The organism is Steroidobacter sp., from assembly GCF_036406195.1.
Classification (GTDB): Bacteria; Pseudomonadota; Gammaproteobacteria; order Steroidobacterales; family Steroidobacteraceae; genus Steroidobacter.
The window spans coordinates 109239-125475 of record NZ_DASWVW010000011.1 but is presented as its reverse complement, the minus strand read 5'-3'; the positions used below and the strand labels follow the sequence as shown (position 1 = coordinate 125475).

Here is a 16237-nt window from a genome sequence, read left to right as displayed (position 1 = left end):
GGCGGCCATGACGCATCGGCGTTTGCCTTCGTCGCCGAGCTTGCCGCGGAAGTGTCTGAAGGCAGGGTGGAGCTGCCTTCGTTTCCAGATGTCGCCGTGCGTGTCCGCAAGGTGCTGGTGGACGAGTCTGTCTCCAACGATCAGATCGCGCGTGTGGTCGGCTCCGAAGCGGGACTCGCCGCCCGTGTCTTCACGCTGGCCAATTCCGCGGCATTGAATCGCAGCGGCCGCGCCGTGTCGGACCTGAAGACGGCGGTGAACCGCATCGGGCACAACAACGTGCGCACCGCCGCGGTGTCGTTCGCCATTGCCCAGTTGCGCAAGGCGAGCGAGTTGAAACATATCTCCAAGGAGCTCGAAGCTCTGTGGCAGGAGGCGACCACGGTGGCCGCGCTTGCCTACTCGGTCGCTTCGCGCACCAACGTGAATGCCGACGAGTCCATGCTCGCCGGACTGCTGCACAACGTCGGCAAGATCTACATCCTGGCGCGGGCTCACAAACATCCTTTCTTCCGGGAGCCGATGACCCTGCAGCAGTTGCTGCGCGACTGGCACGCCAATGTCGGCAAGGCCATCGTGGAGAACTGGGGCTTCCCCGAGCACATCGCCGAAGCCATTGGCGAGCACGAGAACATCGAGCGCGTCAACGAGGAGCGCGATGTCACCGACGTGCTTACCGTGGCCGTGATGATGGCCGGCTTCTTCGGTCACGAGGCCGACCTCGAATTGAACATGCAGGGCGTGAAATCGTTCTGGCGCCTCGGCCTGGACAACGCCAAGTGCGTGCATGTGATGCGGGATTGCGCCGAAGAAATCAGCGCGCTGCGCACCGCCCTCGGCGATTGACCGCCCTCGGCGCGCTGGTCGAGGGGCGATGACAGCGCGTGGCAGGAATTCTGACTTGATCTTTTCACGGCGACCTGTCAGGTCGCCGCCCCACCCGCTGAAAATGTTCCCTCAGTCACGTTTCGTGGTGATTGAGGGATCGCCTGAACCGCGTATAAGAGGAAAAGATGAGGAACGCGGTTGTGCAGTGAAACGTACTGATTGCGTTCCCTGGCTGCGCGCGCCAGCGTGTCAGGAATTTAAAACGCCGAATGGATCGGCCAGAACGAGATCGGAACGTGGCGAAGGCCGGGAAGATACTGGTTGCGGAAGATGACGCCGAGGCTCGCGAGCTGCTGATAATGTCGCTCGCCGATGGCGACTATGACCTGCTGCAGGCTGCTGACGGGATCGAAGCTCTGCATTTATTGCGCACCGAGCATCCGGACCTGCTGATCACCGACATCGTGATGCCCCGGATGGACGGTTATGAACTGGTGCGCAAGCTGCGCCAGGACGAGAGCATGTCCAGCACCCCGGTGATCTTTTGCTCGGCGTCCTACCACGAGCGTGAAGTACGCGAGATGGCGCGGACGCTGGGAGTGCGCAACACGCTATCCAAACCCTACGACCTGGAAATCGTCCGCGAAACGGTGAGCGCCGCGCTGGCAACCAAACCGTCTGGCGCGGCGCAGCCCACCAACGAAACGCCTGCTGTGCTGGGCGCCGCGCAGGAGCGCTTGAGCGCGTTGGTGACATTCAGCCGGCGCTTGTTCGGACAAACCGATCCCGCTGCCATCGTGCAGACTACCTGCGACGCTGCGCGTGACATTCTGCTCGCCCAGGTCGCCCAGCTGGTCATTGTTGCCAGCGATGGATCGAGCGAGCGCACGACGTCGAGCGGCCTGTCGGCGGAGGAAATGGAGCGGTTGTTCAGCTCGCGCATGTATCGCGACCTGCTGCAATCTTTGGAGAGCGGTGGCGCGGCGCTGTATCCCATGTCGCCGGATGAATCGGCTGCCAACGTGGGGGCGTTTCAGCGCGGTGATTTCGTTTCCATGCTCGGGGTGCCGATCGCGTCGGTGGCCAATTCCTATGGATACCTGTGCGTGCTCAATCGCATCGGCCTGCCGGGATTCACCGAGGAAGACCTGGCAGTGGCGCGAGGCATGGCGGCGCAGGTCGCCGTGGCCTATGAAAATGCGCGCCAGCATCAAGCGCTGCAGAACGAGATCGAGCGGCGCGCGGAAATGGAACGCGAGATCCGGCGGCTGAATCAGGACCTGGAGCGGCGCGTCGCCGAGCGTACAGCCGAGCTGGAAATCGCCAATCGCGAGCTGGAGGCGTTTTCCTATTCGGTCGCGCACGATCTGAGGGCGCCGCTGCGTTTGATTCACGCGCACGTGCAGATGCTTCGCGAATACAAGGGTCCGCCGGGGGCGCGCGAACCCGGCATCCACATGGAACAGATTCAGCGTGGCGCTCGCGAAATGAGCGCGCTGATCGACGGCTTGCTCGCGCTGTCGCGGGTGAGTCATGTCGAGATGCGACGCGAGCCGTGCGCGTTGGATTCTCTGGTGAAGCACGCGGTTGAGCGCGCGAGCCAGGAGGCGTCCGGGCGCGACATCGAGTGGCGCATCGAGCCGCTGCCCAAGGTCAGCTGCGATCCCGAGTTGATGCAGCAGGTGTTCGCCAACTTGATCAGCAACGCCATCAAATACTCCCGCCCACGGCCCAAGGCCGTCATCGAAATCGGCACCGGCGTGGTCAGGGAGGGGGACACGGGCACCACCGCGAAGCCCGGTACACGCTACATTTTCGTGCGAGACAACGGCGTGGGTTTCGACATGCGCTACGCCCGGAAGCTGTTCGGCGTGTTCCAGCGTCTGCACCGGCAGGATGAGTTCGAAGGCACCGGCGTGGGCCTGGCCACGGTCCGCCGGATCGTCGAACGCCACGGCGGCGCCATTTGGGCTGACGCCAGCCCGGGGCGAGGGGCGGAGTTCCGGTTTACCTTGCGTGGGATGACTTGAGCCTGTTCCAGCTTGGGTTCGCTTTGTTCGCGGAAGAGCCCACCCCCGGGCCCCCTCCGGTGCCCGCGAGGGGGAACTGGTCTTTTATTTTTCCTTTGGGGAGTACGCACTAGCGGGGGCGCTGCCGCCCCGGGGAGCCGGTGAACAGCCCGGCCGTGCTGGGCGGTCGCGCTTCTTTCTCTTGAGAGAAATAAAAATTCACTTCCCCCTCCCGGACACGGGAGGGGGCCAGGGGGTGGGTTCTTCCGCCCAAAAACAACCTGCAGCGCGCCCGAAAAAGGCGGCCACCGGAGAAAAAGAGACCTCTCTGGTATCCTTCGCGCCTTTCAACCGATCCAGCGGGCCGCCGGGCCCCATACTCCGTTACAACGATGCAGTCCCAATACGATCCCTCGGCCGTGGAGGCGCAGGCGCAGGCATTCTGGAACGAGCACAAGGCCTTCGCCGTCAAGGAAGATCCCAACCGCCCCAGTTATTACTGTCTGTGCATGTTCCCGTACCCCAGTGGCCGGCTGCACATGGGGCACGTGCGCAACTACACCATTGGCGACGTGATCACGCGGTTCCTGCGCATGCAGGGCTACAACGTGCTGCAGCCCATGGGCTGGGACGCCTTCGGCCTGCCGGCCGAGAACGCGGCCATGAAGAACAAGGTGCCGCCGGCGAAGTGGACCTACGAGAACATCGCCTACATGAAGGGCCAGCTGCAGTCGCTGGGCTTCGCGCTCGACTGGGATCGCGAGCTGGCCACCTGCCAGCCCGAGTACTACCGCTGGAACCAGTGGCTGTTCCTGAAGATGCTCGAGAAGGGCATCGCCTATCGCAAGACCGGCGTGGTCAACTGGGACCCGATCGACCAGACCGTGCTGGCCAACGAGCAGGTGATCGACGGCCGCGGCTGGCGCACCGGCGCGCCGGTGGAGAAGCGCGAAATCCCGATGTACTACCTGCGCATCACCGACTACGCGCAGGACCTGCTCGATGCGTTGAACGACATGCCGGGCTGGCCCGAGCGCGTGCGCGCCATGCAGGCCAACTGGATCGGCCGCAGCGAAGGCGTGCGCCTGAGCTTTCCGTATGAATTGCAGGGCGAACAGCGCTTGCTCAGCGTGTTCACGACTCGCGCCGACACGCTCATGGGAGTGACGTTCGCCGCCGTCGCCGCCGAACATCCGCTTGCGACGTATGCCGCGCAGTCGAATCCGCAGCTCGCCGCATTCATCGAAGAATGCAAACGCGGCACGGCGCAGGAAGCCGAAATCGCGCTGATGGAAAAGAAGGGCATGCCCACGGGCCTGTTCGTCACCCATCCCGTCACGGGCGATCGCGTGCCGGTGTGGGTGGGCAACTATGTGCTCATGACCTACGGCGAAGGCGCCGTGATGGGCGTGCCCGCGCACGATGAGCGCGATTTCGCGTTCGCGCTCAAGTACGGCCTGCCGATCAAGCAAGTCGTGCAAGCGCCCGGCGACGTGCCACCGTTCTCCGACAAGGAATGGCGTCCGGAGTACGGCGAATACGGCACGCTGATCAACTCCGGCAAGTACGACGGGCTCGACTATCAGCAGGCCGTCGACGCCATCGCCGCCGATCTCGAGGTCAAAGGCTACGGCGACAAGCACGTGCAATGGCGCCTGCGCGATTGGGGCATCTCTCGCCAGCGTTATTGGGGATGCCCGATTCCGCTGATTCATTGCCCCAAGTGCGACGTCGTGCCGGTGCCGGAAAAGGACCTGCCGGTGGTGCTGCCCGAGGGCCTGGTGCCCGATGGCAGCGGCAATCCGCTCAACAAGACGCCCTCGTTCCTCGACTGCAAGTGTCCGAAGTGCGGCGGGCCCGCGCGCCGCGAGACGGACACCATGGATACGTTCGTCGATTCGTCCTGGTATTTTTTCCGCTTTGCGTCCGCGGGCAACAACGAGGCCATGGTCGACGAGCGCGCCAACTACTGGTGCCCGGTCAATCAATACATCGGCGGCATCGAGCACGCCATCCTGCATTTGCTGTACGCACGCTTCTGGACGCGCGTGATGCACGACTTCGGCCTGGTCAAAGTGAAAGAGCCGTTCCAGAACCTGCTGACCCAGGGCATGGTGCTCAACGACATCTATTCGCGTCGTACCGGCGAGGGCGCGATCGAATATTTCAATCCCGCCGACGTGACGGTACAGGTCGACGCCAAGGGTGCGCGCATCGGCGCGATCTTGAAGAGCGACGGCAAGCCGGTCGAGTGGGAAGGCATGCGCACCATGTCGAAGTCGAAGAACAACGGCGTCGATCCCACCGAGCTGGTGCAGAAATACGGCGCCGACAGCGTGCGCTTGTTCATGATGTTCAAATCGCCGCCGGAAGACACGCTCGAATGGTCCGATGACGGTGTCGAAGGCGCGTCGCGTTTCATGCGTCGCCTGTGGCGCATGGTGCACGAGCATGTCAGCGCTGGACTCGTGAGTGCGAATGTCAGCGGCGACTTGAGCGACGAGCAACGCAACGTGCGCCGCGCCGCGCACAGCACCTTGCAGAAAGTCACTGACGATCTCGGCCGCCGTCGCGTGTTCAATACCGCCATCGCCGCGGTGATGGAATTCATGAACACACTGTCGAAGTTCGAAGATACCTCGCCGCAGGGCCGCGCGGTCCGCCAGGAATCACTCGAGCTCGTGGTGCAGATGCTGGCGCCCATCGTGCCGCATGCCGCGCACGTGCTGTGGCAGGCGCTCGGCCACGACGATGCATTGATCGATCATCCCTGGCCGCAGCCGGATGCAGCGGCGCTGGTGCGCGACTCCATCGATGTCGTCATCCAGGTCAACGGCAAGCTGCGCAGCCAGGTCACGGTCGAGGCCAATGCCACCGAGGAGCAGATCCGTGCCGCGGCGCTGGCTAATGCCACGATTCAGAAGTGGATCGAGGGTAAGCCGGTGCGCAAGGTCATCGTAGTGAAGGGCAAGCTGGTCAACGTCGTGATCTGAGCTTCCGGTTCCTGGCTATCGGGAATGTTCCCGCTAACAACGTACAAGTCGCGGTTGCTTCATTCACAGCCGAATGATAAAGCAACGGCATAACAAAATTTGTACGGTCGTTAGGGAAACGGGGATGAAAGCGGGTGTCATGGCGACGCGGTTGTCGGTACTGACGCGTGCGTTGCCTGCGCGCATCCTGGTGGTCGACGACGACGCCCAGGAGCGCGAGTTACTCACACAGCGGCTGACCGCCGCCGGTTTCGAAGTCCAGCATGCTTCCAATGGCCAGGAGGCGCTGGATTTGCTGGCTCGGCAATGGTGCCCGCTGGTCATTACCGATTGGCACATGCCGGTGATGGACGGCCTGGCGTTGACGCAGGCGCTGCGCCAGCGCGGCGCCGAAGATACATACATCATCATGCTGACCATGCGCGATGCCAGCACGGACTTCGAGCAGGGTTACGTCGCCGGCGTCGACGACTATCTCACCAAGATGGTCTCCGATCCCGAGTTGTTCGCTCGCATCCATGCCGCGTTCAATACGCTGGCGTTGCGCCGCTCTTTACGTCAGGCGCAGGAAGCGGCGATGGAACAGTCGGTCAGCATCGATGTGGAGTCGGGCGCGTTCTCTCCCACGGAGTTGCAGTCGCGACTGCTTTCCGAGATCCGCCGAGGCCAGCGCTACGGGCGGCAGTTGGCGGTGATTACGCTGGGCGTGAGCATCGAAGGCGCGCCGGTCAGCGAGTCCGTTCCCGATGCGGTGGTCTTGAAGAATATCGCCCAGGTCATCGATGCCACAGTGCGCGCCCATGTCGATTGGATCGGCCGGTTGGAATCGCCGGTCGGCGCCGTGTTTGCGATAGTGCTGCCGGAAGCGGGCATCACCGAAGCGCCCTTGATCAAGGACCGCATGATGGCGGGCTTGACGCGTCATGCCAGCAGCGCGCCAGTGCGCCTGGCCTTCAGCTACGGAGTTGCGGCGCTGGAGCGAGATGGCAATGACAGTGCGCCGGTAGAGCCCGCCGACATGCTCGACGTTGCCGAGCACTGCCGGCGCTGCCCTGGCCATTCAGGCAACGAGCAGTTGGCCGCCGTTCAGCGCAGCGTGGCCACCCATGCCGGGATCGTTTGCCGTCACGGCTACGTGGTCGACAGCCAATGTGTGCTGAAAAGTCCCGTGACCATGCGGTCGCCGCAGCCATCTTCGGCGGTCCGCTGACGCTGACATTGACCGCACGGCCGGGGGCCGCGAACATTGCGGCCCTTCCTGCTCTCCAAGAGTGCCGCCCGTGACCTGTTCGATCTCTCTTTCCCGCGCTCGTTGGCTGTTGCTGCCGGTACTTCTGGCCGCCGCGCTGGCCGGCTGCGGCTATCGTTTGCAGGGCACGAGCAAGCTGTCGCCGGTCATGGCGACGACCTATATCGAGACCGACGATCGCTATACCGATTTCAATCGCGCGCTGCGCGACAGCCTGGAGGCGTCGGGCGCGCGCGTGGCGAACAACAAGAACGAAGCTACCGCGGTGGTGCGGATCATCAAGGATGAGAGCGGGCAGCGGGTGTTGACGGTTTCCGGCCGCAATACGCCCGAGGAATACGAGGTGTTCTACTCGATCGAGTACGCCGTCGACGGGCGCACCGAAGAGTTGATTCCGCCGCAACGAGTCGAGTTGACGCGTGACTACAGCTACAACGAGCGCGCGGTGCTCGCCAAACAAAAGGAACAAGCCATTCTTCGCGAGGCGTTGGCGCGCGATCTGGCGGGCTTGGTGGTGCGGCGTCTGGCCTCTCTGTGACCACAGCGGATGTGTTGAAAGTCACTGACGTCGGCGCCGGCGTCGTGGCCGAGATGCTGAGCCGCTATGGATTGGAGTGCGTCGCGCTGGCCGCCGATGCTGTCATTCCCGGCTCGTACTGGGGCGAGAGCGAAGCGGGGTTGATCGGCGCCCGCATCTACTGGCGGCCCGACACGCCGCTGCATTCGTTGCTGCACGAGGCCAGTCATTTCATTTGCATGGATGACCAGCGACGCTCGCAGTTGCATGAGGACGCGGGCGGCGACTACGACGAAGAGAATGGCGTCTGTTACCTGCAGATCCTGCTGGCTGGCGAGCTGGCTGGCGTCGGTCGCGAACGCATGTGCCAGGACATGGATGCGTGGGGCTATACGTTTCGTCTTGGTTCCGCGCGCGTCTGGTTCGAACAGGATGCGGAGGACGCGCGCGCCTGGCTGATCGACCGCGGCATCATCGACGATGGCGCGCGGCCGACCTGGCGAAAGCGAAGCGGTTAGTGGTTGGTGGCTAGAAAGAACTTCTACTAACCACCCTAACCGCTAACCCTAACCGCTAACCACTGGCCACTAATCTCTGAATCGATCCGTGGCCAGGATCAGCTGATGCGTGTTACCGGGCTCGAACGCCGAGTGCCCGGCGTCCGGCACGATATGAAACTCGGCTTCCGGCCATGCTTGATGCAGTTTCCACGCCGTCTGCATCGGACAGACCACGTCATAGCGGCCTTGCACGATCACCGCCGGAATGTGCCGAATGCGGTCCACATTGCGAATCAACTGATCCTCGGTTTCGAGAAAGCCGCGATTGATGAAGTAGTGGCACTCGATGCGCGCCACCGCGACCGCGAAATCCTCTTCGCCCCACTTGTGCAGGTTTTCTTCGTTGATGTGCAGATAGCTGGTCGCCGCCTCCCAGATGGACCAGGCGCGCGCCGCTTTCACACGCGTGTCGCGATCTTCGCTGGTGAGGCGTTGGTAGAACGCCTTGATCATGTCGCCGCGCTCGGCCGGCGGTATCGCCGCTTCATAGTTTGGCCAGTGATCCGGGAACAGCGCGCTGGCGCCACCTTCGTAATAGAACCAGCGCAGCTCGAATTGCGACAGGGTGAAGATTCCCCGCAGCACGATCTCGCTGACGCGCTCGGGGTGAGTCTGCGAATACGCCAGACCCAGTGTCGAGCCCCAGGAGCCGCCGAACACCAGCCATTGTTCGATGCCGAGGTGCGTGCGCAACTTTTCCATGTCCTCGACCAGGTGCCAGGTGGTGTTGTCCTCGAGGCTGGCGTGCGGCTTGCTTCGGCCGCAACCGCGTTGATCGAACAGGATGATTCGATAGGCGTCCGGATCGAAGAAGCTGCGCGCACGACTGTCGCAACCCGCGCCCGGGCCGCCATGCACGAACACCGCCGGCTTGCCTTTGGGGTTGCCGCATTCTTCGTAATAGATCTCGTGCACATCCGAGACGCGCAGCATGCCGCTCTTGTAAGGCTTCACCGCCGGATAGAGCGTGCGCAGGCCGCCGACGGTCTTGGCGGAGCGCTTGCGCTTGGCGAGCACGGCATGACGGGCGTGACTACGCTGTTTGCTGGCGGGGGCGGATCGGGCCGGTCGACGGGTCGTCTTGCGCTTCTTGGTGGCCATTCGTGCTCCGGAGCAAGGCAGCTGGACTGAAGAAATCGAGGCGGATCTGGCGGGGGAATTTTCGGCCGTCGCGGGCCGTTAGGGAAGCGCCCGGCATGCGACAATCGCAGGCTATGCCCGCCAGCCGCCCGACCCAGACCCGTTTCATGCTCCTGCTGCTGATCCCCATGGTGGTGTGGGGCAGCACCTTCATGGTGACCAAGGAGCTGATCGCGCTGTGGCCGCCGTATGCGCTGGCGTTCGTGCGCGTCACTCTCGGCACCCTGGTGCTGTTGCCGCTGGCGATTTCCCGTCATCGCACAGGAAATCGCTTGCCTTGGCCGACACTCTGGCTGATGGGACTGCTGGGCGTGGCGTTGTACTACCTCGTGTTCAATCTGGCCCTGGTTTACGTCTCCGCCTCGCAAGGTGCGTTGGTTCAGGCGTCCATACCGGCGATGACCGCGCTGGTCGCTGTCTTGTGGCTGCGCGAACGTGCTTCCGGATTGCGCTGGCTGGGCATCGCGATGTCGATTGCCGGCGTGCTGATCGTGTTTTCGGGCAGCGACTCGAACGGCGGCGAATCCAGTCAGTTCGGTAGCCTGCTGATGTTTGCTTCGGTGATCTGCTGGGCGCTGTATACGGCGCTGGCCAAGCGGGTGACAGAGTTGGATTCGCTGGTGGTCACCGTCGCCGTGATGGGCACCGGCGCAATATTGCTATTGCCGCTCGCTGGCTTTGAAGTCATTACGGCGCACATGGCTGGCAAGGGGTTGGCACCGCTGCCGCTGATGAGCTGGCTGAGTCTGCTCTTTCTCGGTGTGGTCGCCTCGGGGCTGGCTTATTTGCTGTACAACGCGTCGTTGCAACACCTCGACGCAAGCGCTGTCGGGGTCTACACCAATTTGATTCCCATCGTGGGCGTGCTCACCGGCGTGATCGTGCTGGGCGAGCCCCTGTCGACGCGCGCCATCATCGGCGGCTTGGTGGTGATGCTGGGGGTGTGGATCACCAGCCGCTCGGAGCGTCCGGCGGCCGTCACGGCGTGAGGCTCAGCTCGCCACCCACACTTGCATGTCGGGCGGCTGCGCGAGCGACTTCACCAGATCCTGCGCATAGATGGGCAGGTCGCGCAGGCTGCGAACGCAGATCGTCAGATTACGCAGCGCCCATTCGTCGCTGAGCTCGATCACGTGCAACTGCATGGTTCGCTTGTTACGGGCGGCGGTGGTTTCGGGCACCACGCCGACGCCGACGTTGCCTTCGACCATGCGGCATACGGCGTCGAAGCTGCGAAGCTGCACGCGCAGCTTGAGCCGGCGGCCGATGCGCTCGGCCTTGTCGGAAAGAAACCGCTGTAGCGAGCTGGCGCGATCCAGGCCGACGAAGTCGCTGTCCAGCGCCTCCACGAACGCGATTTTTTGCTTGTCCGCCAGCGGATGATTGGGCGAGGTCACCAGCACGAAACGATCGACGCGGAACGGAAAGACTTCCAGCCCGGTCACGTCCTCGGTGCCGGCCACGATGCCGATGTCGGCCTTGCCGTCGGCGATGGCGGCGACGATCTCATCGCTCAGGCGCTCCTCCAGGTCGATGTTCACCTGGGGATGCGATGTCAGGAAATTGCTGAGCGGCTCGGGCAGGAACTCGGTCAACGCGTTGGTGTTCGACAGCAATCGCACGTGGCCTTTCAAGCCATCGGCGTATTCGCCGAGCTCCGCGCGCATACGTTCTGCCTGCTGGAGCATCTGTCGCGCGTGATGGACGAGCGTGCGGCCCGCGGGCGTGGGATGAACGCCCTGGCGCTCTCGATTCAGCAGCGGCGTGCCCAGCTCGATCTCCATGTTGCGGATTCGGGTGCTGGCGGCCGCGACGGCGAGGTGCATGCGTTCCGCACCGGCAGTGATGCTGCCGGCTTCGACCACGTGCAGGAACAGTCTGAGATCGGTCAGATCGAAACGCATCCGCGCAGTTTACCCGCTATCGGCGCATGCGTCCCGATCTGTCGCTCAGAACTCCGCCCGCGCTCCCAGGTGCCACGACCTTCCCGGTAGCGGCGCGATGTCCTTCAGCGGCGATGCGTGCTGGCGGGCGTCCTCATCCAGCAGGTTGGTGCCTTTCAGGAACAGGAACACGCTGGCCGAGCCAACAGGCACTCGATAGCTGGCGTCCACCTCGGCGAGCGTGAAACTGCCGGTCGGCAACTCGTTCTGCGCGAGCTTGTCTTGCCGGTCGTAGTAGAACGCCTGCGCACCGATATGCCATCGGTCCTGATCGTAGTGCAGGCCGGCGCCGAAGCGCAGCGGCGGGATCTGCGGCAGGCTCTCGCCGTTGTCGAGCTTGCCGCGCACATAGTCGGAGGCGAGCCGCAGTCCCAGATGGCGCCCGCCATCGTCGATCAGCGGCACATTCAGTTCCGCTTCGAAGCCGTGGAACCTGGCGCCGTTCTGCAAATAAACATACACCGGCAGGCCATCCTCGAGATCGCCGGTGGGCGAGGCGTAGATGTAGTCGGTGTAGTCGTTGTAGTAGGCGCTCAATGTCCAGGTGATACCGCCGCCGGTATGGCGCAACGACACGTCGGCGGTGAAGGATGTTTCCTGATCCAGATTGGCGTCGCCGATCTCGTAGCGTTGCGCGGCGACGTGCGGGCCGTCGGCATACAGCTCGGCGGCCTGCGGATTGCGCTGAGTGCGCGTGACGTTCAACGCGATCGCGTGCTCATCGGCGAATTGCCACACCGTACCTGCTGACAAGCTGACGGCGGTCTCGTCATAGTCGGGCAGCTCCGCGGCAACGTCGATCTTTTGTCGTTCGGCACGCGCACCCAGCTCAATCATCCATGCATCGAAATGCTTTTCCTCGAAGGCGAACACGCTCAGCGATTGCGTGGTGGAGCTCGGCACGAACGCTTCAGCGCCGATCGCCTGGAAATCCACATCGACATACTGCAGACCGGCGCTGCCGCGCCAGCCAGCCCCGAGCTCGTGATCGGCCGTGAAGCGCAACTCGTACGCATCCTGGTTGAACATCGTGCCGGGCTCGCCCGGCGCCTCGAACTCGGTGTGCGTGTAGTCGTTGTACGCCCCCGTGAGACGCAGCTTGTCGATCGCGCCGTCGAGGTCGAGCTCGGCCTTGCCGTCGACGCGATCCTGTTTCATGTCGATGAACGCCTGATCTTCGCCCGGGATGCCATAGGTCGTTTCGTAACGGCTGTATGAAAGTCCGCCGAGCGCGTTCTGTCCAATATACGAACCGCCGATCGCGCCCCCGCTGGCCTTGCCGGCCGTGTTTGGAATATGGCCGCGCACGTCGTCCGGTTCCTCGCCAGCTGCGGTGAGCTGCCTGCGCAGCGCATCCGACTGGGTGAAGCCCGGAATCTCCACGTCGTCGGTGTCGCGATCGAAATAGTCGGCGTGAAAAGCGAAGTTGCCCGCGCCGCCATCGAGACTTAAGGCGCCGGTGCGTTCTTCACTGGCGGTATCGGTACGCACCTCGGCTGCGCCGGTGAGCACCTTGGCTGGCACTTCCGTGGGCACGCGAGAGCTGACGACATTCACCAGGCCGCCGGCGGCGCCGCTGCCATAGAGCAGCGCGGCCGGGCCCTTGATGATCTCGATCTGCTGCGACACCACCGACTCCAGCGTGACCGCGTGATCCTGGCTGAGGCTGGAAACGTCCAGCGCGGCGAGGCCGTCTTGCAGGACTTGCACGCGATCGCCGCCCAGGCCGCGAATCACCGGCCGGCTGGCGCTGGGGCCGAAGTAGGTGGAACTGACGCCCAACTCGCTCGACAACGTCTCACCGATGCTGGCCGCGATCTGACGGCGCAGCTCATCGCCGGCGACCACGGTGGTGGGCTGTGCGACTTCGAGCGGGTTCTCGCGCAGAGCCGTGGAAGTGACCACCACTTCCTCGGGCCTGGGTTCGGTTTTGGATTGCTGGGCAAAAGCCGAGTGACTGAGCAGCATCGCGGCCAGGGCGAGCCGCAATGAATGAGATGAGCGCATGACGAAACATTCCTGAATAACTGCAGTCAGCTCGTGCGCCGCTCCCTGACCAGGGATGCGAAGCACGAGGTGAACCTCACCGTGCTCGGGCGAGGCATGGCGACGAACTGAGAGTTATCGAGGCGGAGCGCGCGCTTGCGCGGCGAGGATGGGACGTAAGGAAACGGCGCGAACGGCGACCGGGGCTACATACCCGGCGAACACCATCGCGGTGGTGGCGGAATAACTCTGCTTGGGCGCGTCGATCAGGCCGTCGAAAGCGGCACAGTAGCCGCAGGCCGGGGCGTGTGCCCCCAGGGTTTTGACCGTGTTGTCATGCTGGTGCACGACATGGGCGACCGAATCCACCGCGAACGCCAGCAGCAGGCCGACGAGCGCGATCCGGAGCCAGGCCGGGGGCCGGGCAATGGATTTGCGCGCCAGGTGGAGAATAGACATATCGCCGGATCGTATGACGAGGACCGCAGGCCTGCCGTAAGCTAACGGAGGACGGGGCCCATTGCAAAGCAGCCTAGCTGGCCCTGCTGACGGAGTCCTGGCCCGGCGGGATTTCGGCCCCGCGGCTGCCTCGGTGGCGGAATCCCTCGCTGGCGCCCGTCGACCGGCTTGGGCCATAATCCGCCCATCCTTTTCAGGCAGCGTCCTGTCACGCAAGTCAATTTGGCGCGAGTGCTCTCGACCTTTCTCCCCCCGAACGGCCCGTCGCTGTGAAACTCTCCGGCGACAACCTCGCGGCCAGCCTGTCCCGTCAACTGGCGCCGATCTATCTGATCTCGGGCGACGAGCCGCTGCTGGTCAATGAAGCGGCCGACGCAGTGCGTGCGCGTGCCCGCAGCCAGGGGTTCACCGAGCGTGAGTTGAACGTGGTGGAGCGCGGCTTCGACTGGCAGGCCCTGCTTTCCAACAGCAAGGCCATGTCGCTGTTCGCCGAGCGCAAGATCATCGAGATCCGGATGACCAATCCGACGCCGGGCGAGCAGGGCGCCGACGCCATCATCGAGCTGGCCACCGAGCCGTCGGCCGACAACCTGGTGCTGATCATCACCGGCAAGATGGACGGCCGCGTGCAGGGCTCGCGCTGGGTGAGCGCCATCGAGAAGCATGGCGTGGTGGTGCAGATCTGGCCGGTCGAGCTGGCGCGCCTGCCGGCGTGGATTCGCGATCGCCTGGCCCGACAGAATCTCAAAGCGGATGCCGAAGCGGCATCGCTGCTCGCCGAGCGCGTCGAAGGCAATTTGTTGGCGGCTCATCAGGAAGTGGAAAAGCTGGCGTTGCTGCTGCCACCCGGTCCGGTCACCGCGGACACGATCGTCGATGCAGTCGCCGACAGCGCGCGCTTCGACGTCTTGCAGCTGGGTGATGCGGCCATGAAAGGCAACGTCTCGCGGGCCTTGCGCGTTTTGGAAGGGTTGCGCGGTGAGGACGTCGAGCCACCCATCGTGCTGTGGGCATTGAACAAGGATTTGCAGTGGATCGCGCGCTGCCAGCATTTGATGCGTCGTGGCCAGAGCGCCGACAGCGCCATGAACGCGCTGTACGTGTGGCGCAATCGTCAGCCTGCGATGAAACAAGCGTTGACACGTCTGAAGCCTCGCGCGGTGCGCGAGTTGCTGCTCAGCGCCGAGCGCGCCGACCGCATGATCAAGGGCGTGATCCGCAGCGATCCCTGGCTGGAATTCGAGCGATTGGTGGCGGGACTCGCCGGCGTCAGGCTCGCCAGCGCCGCGTGACATGCCGACCTCCAGCATGACGCTTGCAGCATGACGACCATGACCACGATCGGCATTTTCGGCGGCACGTTCGATCCGATTCATTTCGGACATCTGCGCACCGCTTTCGAGCTGCTGCAGGAACTGCGCCTCAACGAGCTGCGCTTCATGCCTGCCGGCAATCCGCCGCATCGTGACACCACGGTGGCTGATGCGGAGCAGCGCCTGGCCATGGTCAGGGCCGCCACCGAGGGCCAGCCCGGCTTCACCGTCGACGATCGCGAGATCCGCCGCGAAGGCTTGTCTTATTCGGTCGATACCATGCGGACCTTGCGAGCGGACTTTCCCGACCACTCGCTGTGCCTGATCGTCGGCATGGACGCATTTTTGGGCTTGCCGAAATGGCATCAGTGGCGTGAACTGCTGGAGCTGGCGCACCTGGTGGTGGCGCATCGGCCGGGCTGGCGTGCGCCGAGCATGGGGCCGCTGGGCGAGTTGCTGGTCGATCGCGGCACGGGCCGCATCAACGACCTGCACGAGCAGCGCGCCGGGTGCATCTACATCCATGCGGTGACGCAGTTGGAAATCTCGTCCACGGAACTGCGCAAGCTGATCGCAATGGGTCGCGACCCGCGTTATCTGATGCCCGATTCGGTCCGGGCCATCATCGAGCAGACCGGCTGTTACAAATCGCAAGCCAAGAGGTGAGCATGGCCGTCAAGCGAGCAAAGACTTCACGACAATCCGGCGCCGGCAAGAGCCCGGCCAAACAGGCTGCCAAAGCCAAGGTCACCAGGCTGAGCAGCGCCCGCAAGAAGCTGGCGAGCAAGGGGCCGGCCACTGCCGCCAAGAAGAAGGCGGCGAAGAGTGCGGCCAAGGCCGTGCCCGCCAGGCAGCCGGTGGTCGGCGTCGTGGAGAACGCGCTCGATGAGATGAAGGCGGTCAACGTGAGAGTGCTGCCGGTGAACAAGCTCACCGACATCACGGACACGATGATCATTGCCAGCGGCAATTCCGATCGTCACGTGCGTTCGATCGCGGATCGCGTGGTCGAGCATGCGAAGAAGGCGGGCTTCCGGCCCATGGGCGTGGAAGGCGAGCGCGACGGCGAGTGGGTGCTGGTTGATCTGCAGGACGTGATCGTGCACATCATGTTGCCCAAGGTACGTGAGTTCTATCGGCTCGAAAGCCTGTGGGACGTGAGTGCTGCGCGCCGCGAAGCGGCTGAGCAGAGCGCCTGATCCCGGTTGCCGTGTCCGACGATGTTGCTTGCCCTTGACGA

At 63.8% G+C, this 16237-nt stretch carries 14 protein-coding genes; 10 read left to right on the top strand and 4 right to left on the bottom strand.

Annotated features, from left to right (window positions below):
• The 6 genes from VGE08_RS04635 to VGE08_RS04610 form a co-directional block, all read left to right on the top strand.
• The coding region (locus tag VGE08_RS04635) for an HDOD domain-containing protein (protein WP_331066690.1) at nucleotides 1-846 on the top strand (846 nt) is incomplete at its 5' end.
• A gap of 278 nt (nucleotides 847-1124) precedes the next feature.
• Nucleotides 1125-2858 (top strand): ATP-binding protein, encoded by a 1734-nt coding sequence (locus tag VGE08_RS04630; protein WP_331066689.1) that lies wholly within the window; start codon nucleotides 1125-1127, stop codon nucleotides 2856-2858.
• Nucleotides 2859-3229: 371 nt separating this feature from the next.
• Nucleotides 3230-5830 (top strand): leucine--tRNA ligase, encoded by a 2601-nt coding sequence (gene leuS / locus VGE08_RS04625; protein WP_331066688.1) that lies wholly within the window; start codon nucleotides 3230-3232, stop codon nucleotides 5828-5830.
• Nucleotides 5831-5954: 124 nt separating this feature from the next.
• Entirely contained in the window at nucleotides 5955-7040 is a 1086-nt protein-coding gene (locus tag VGE08_RS04620; RefSeq protein WP_331066687.1) for a response regulator, read from the top strand.
• A gap of 70 nt (nucleotides 7041-7110) precedes the next feature.
• Nucleotides 7111-7617, top strand: a complete 507-nt coding sequence (gene lptE, locus VGE08_RS04615; RefSeq protein WP_331066686.1) for an LPS assembly lipoprotein LptE — start codon at nucleotides 7111-7113, stop codon at nucleotides 7615-7617.
• A 53-nt stretch (nucleotides 7618-7670) separates the two neighbouring features.
• Entirely contained in the window at nucleotides 7671-8114 is a 444-nt protein-coding gene (locus VGE08_RS04610; protein WP_349258627.1) for a hypothetical protein, read from the top strand.
• 69 nt (nucleotides 8115-8183) lie between these two features.
• Here VGE08_RS04610 and pip read toward each other — a convergent pair whose 3' ends face one another.
• A complete protein-coding gene (gene pip, locus VGE08_RS04605; protein WP_331066684.1) occupies nucleotides 8184-9257 on the bottom strand; it encodes a prolyl aminopeptidase in 1074 nt (357 codons plus the stop codon).
• Nucleotides 9258-9370: 113 nt separating this feature from the next.
• Between pip and VGE08_RS04600 the strand changes: the two genes are divergently transcribed.
• On the top strand, nucleotides 9371-10285 hold the full coding sequence (locus VGE08_RS04600) for a DMT family transporter (RefSeq protein ID WP_331066683.1): 915 nt from the start codon (nucleotides 9371-9373) through the stop codon (nucleotides 10283-10285).
• A 3-nt stretch (nucleotides 10286-10288) separates the two neighbouring features.
• Here the strand turns inward: VGE08_RS04600 and VGE08_RS04595 are convergent, their stop codons facing one another.
• The 3 genes from VGE08_RS04595 to VGE08_RS04585 all read right to left on the bottom strand — a co-directional run bounded on the left by VGE08_RS04595 (nucleotide 10289) and on the right by VGE08_RS04585 (nucleotide 13684).
• On the bottom strand, nucleotides 10289-11200 hold the full coding sequence (locus VGE08_RS04595; protein WP_331066682.1) for a LysR family transcriptional regulator: 912 nt from the start codon (nucleotides 11198-11200) through the stop codon (nucleotides 10289-10291).
• Between the two features lie 45 nt (nucleotides 11201-11245).
• Nucleotides 11246-13246, bottom strand: a complete 2001-nt coding sequence (locus VGE08_RS04590; RefSeq protein ID WP_331066681.1) for a TonB-dependent receptor — start codon at nucleotides 13244-13246, stop codon at nucleotides 11246-11248.
• 114 nt (nucleotides 13247-13360) lie between these two features.
• On the bottom strand, nucleotides 13361-13684 hold the full coding sequence (locus tag VGE08_RS04585; RefSeq protein ID WP_331066680.1) for a hypothetical protein: 324 nt from the start codon (nucleotides 13682-13684) through the stop codon (nucleotides 13361-13363).
• Between the two features lie 269 nt (nucleotides 13685-13953).
• On the opposite strand from VGE08_RS04585, the gene holA reads away from it, so the two are divergent.
• From holA to rsfS, 3 genes are read left to right on the top strand one after another with little or no spacing between them, the layout of a single operon-like run.
• Nucleotides 13954-14976 carry a DNA polymerase III subunit delta gene (gene holA / locus VGE08_RS04580; RefSeq protein ID WP_331066679.1) on the top strand — a complete coding sequence of 341 codons (1023 nt, stop codon included), beginning with the start codon at nucleotides 13954-13956 and terminating at the stop codon, nucleotides 14974-14976.
• Nucleotides 14977-15006: 30 nt separating this feature from the next.
• Entirely contained in the window at nucleotides 15007-15663 is a 657-nt protein-coding gene (gene nadD / locus VGE08_RS04575; protein ID WP_331066678.1) for a nicotinate-nucleotide adenylyltransferase, read from the top strand.
• A gap of 2 nt (nucleotides 15664-15665) precedes the next feature.
• Nucleotides 15666-16196 carry a ribosome silencing factor gene (gene rsfS / locus VGE08_RS04570; RefSeq protein ID WP_331066677.1) on the top strand — a complete coding sequence of 177 codons (531 nt, stop codon included), beginning with the start codon at nucleotides 15666-15668 and terminating at the stop codon, nucleotides 16194-16196.
• Nucleotides 16197-16237 lie beyond the last annotated feature (41 nt).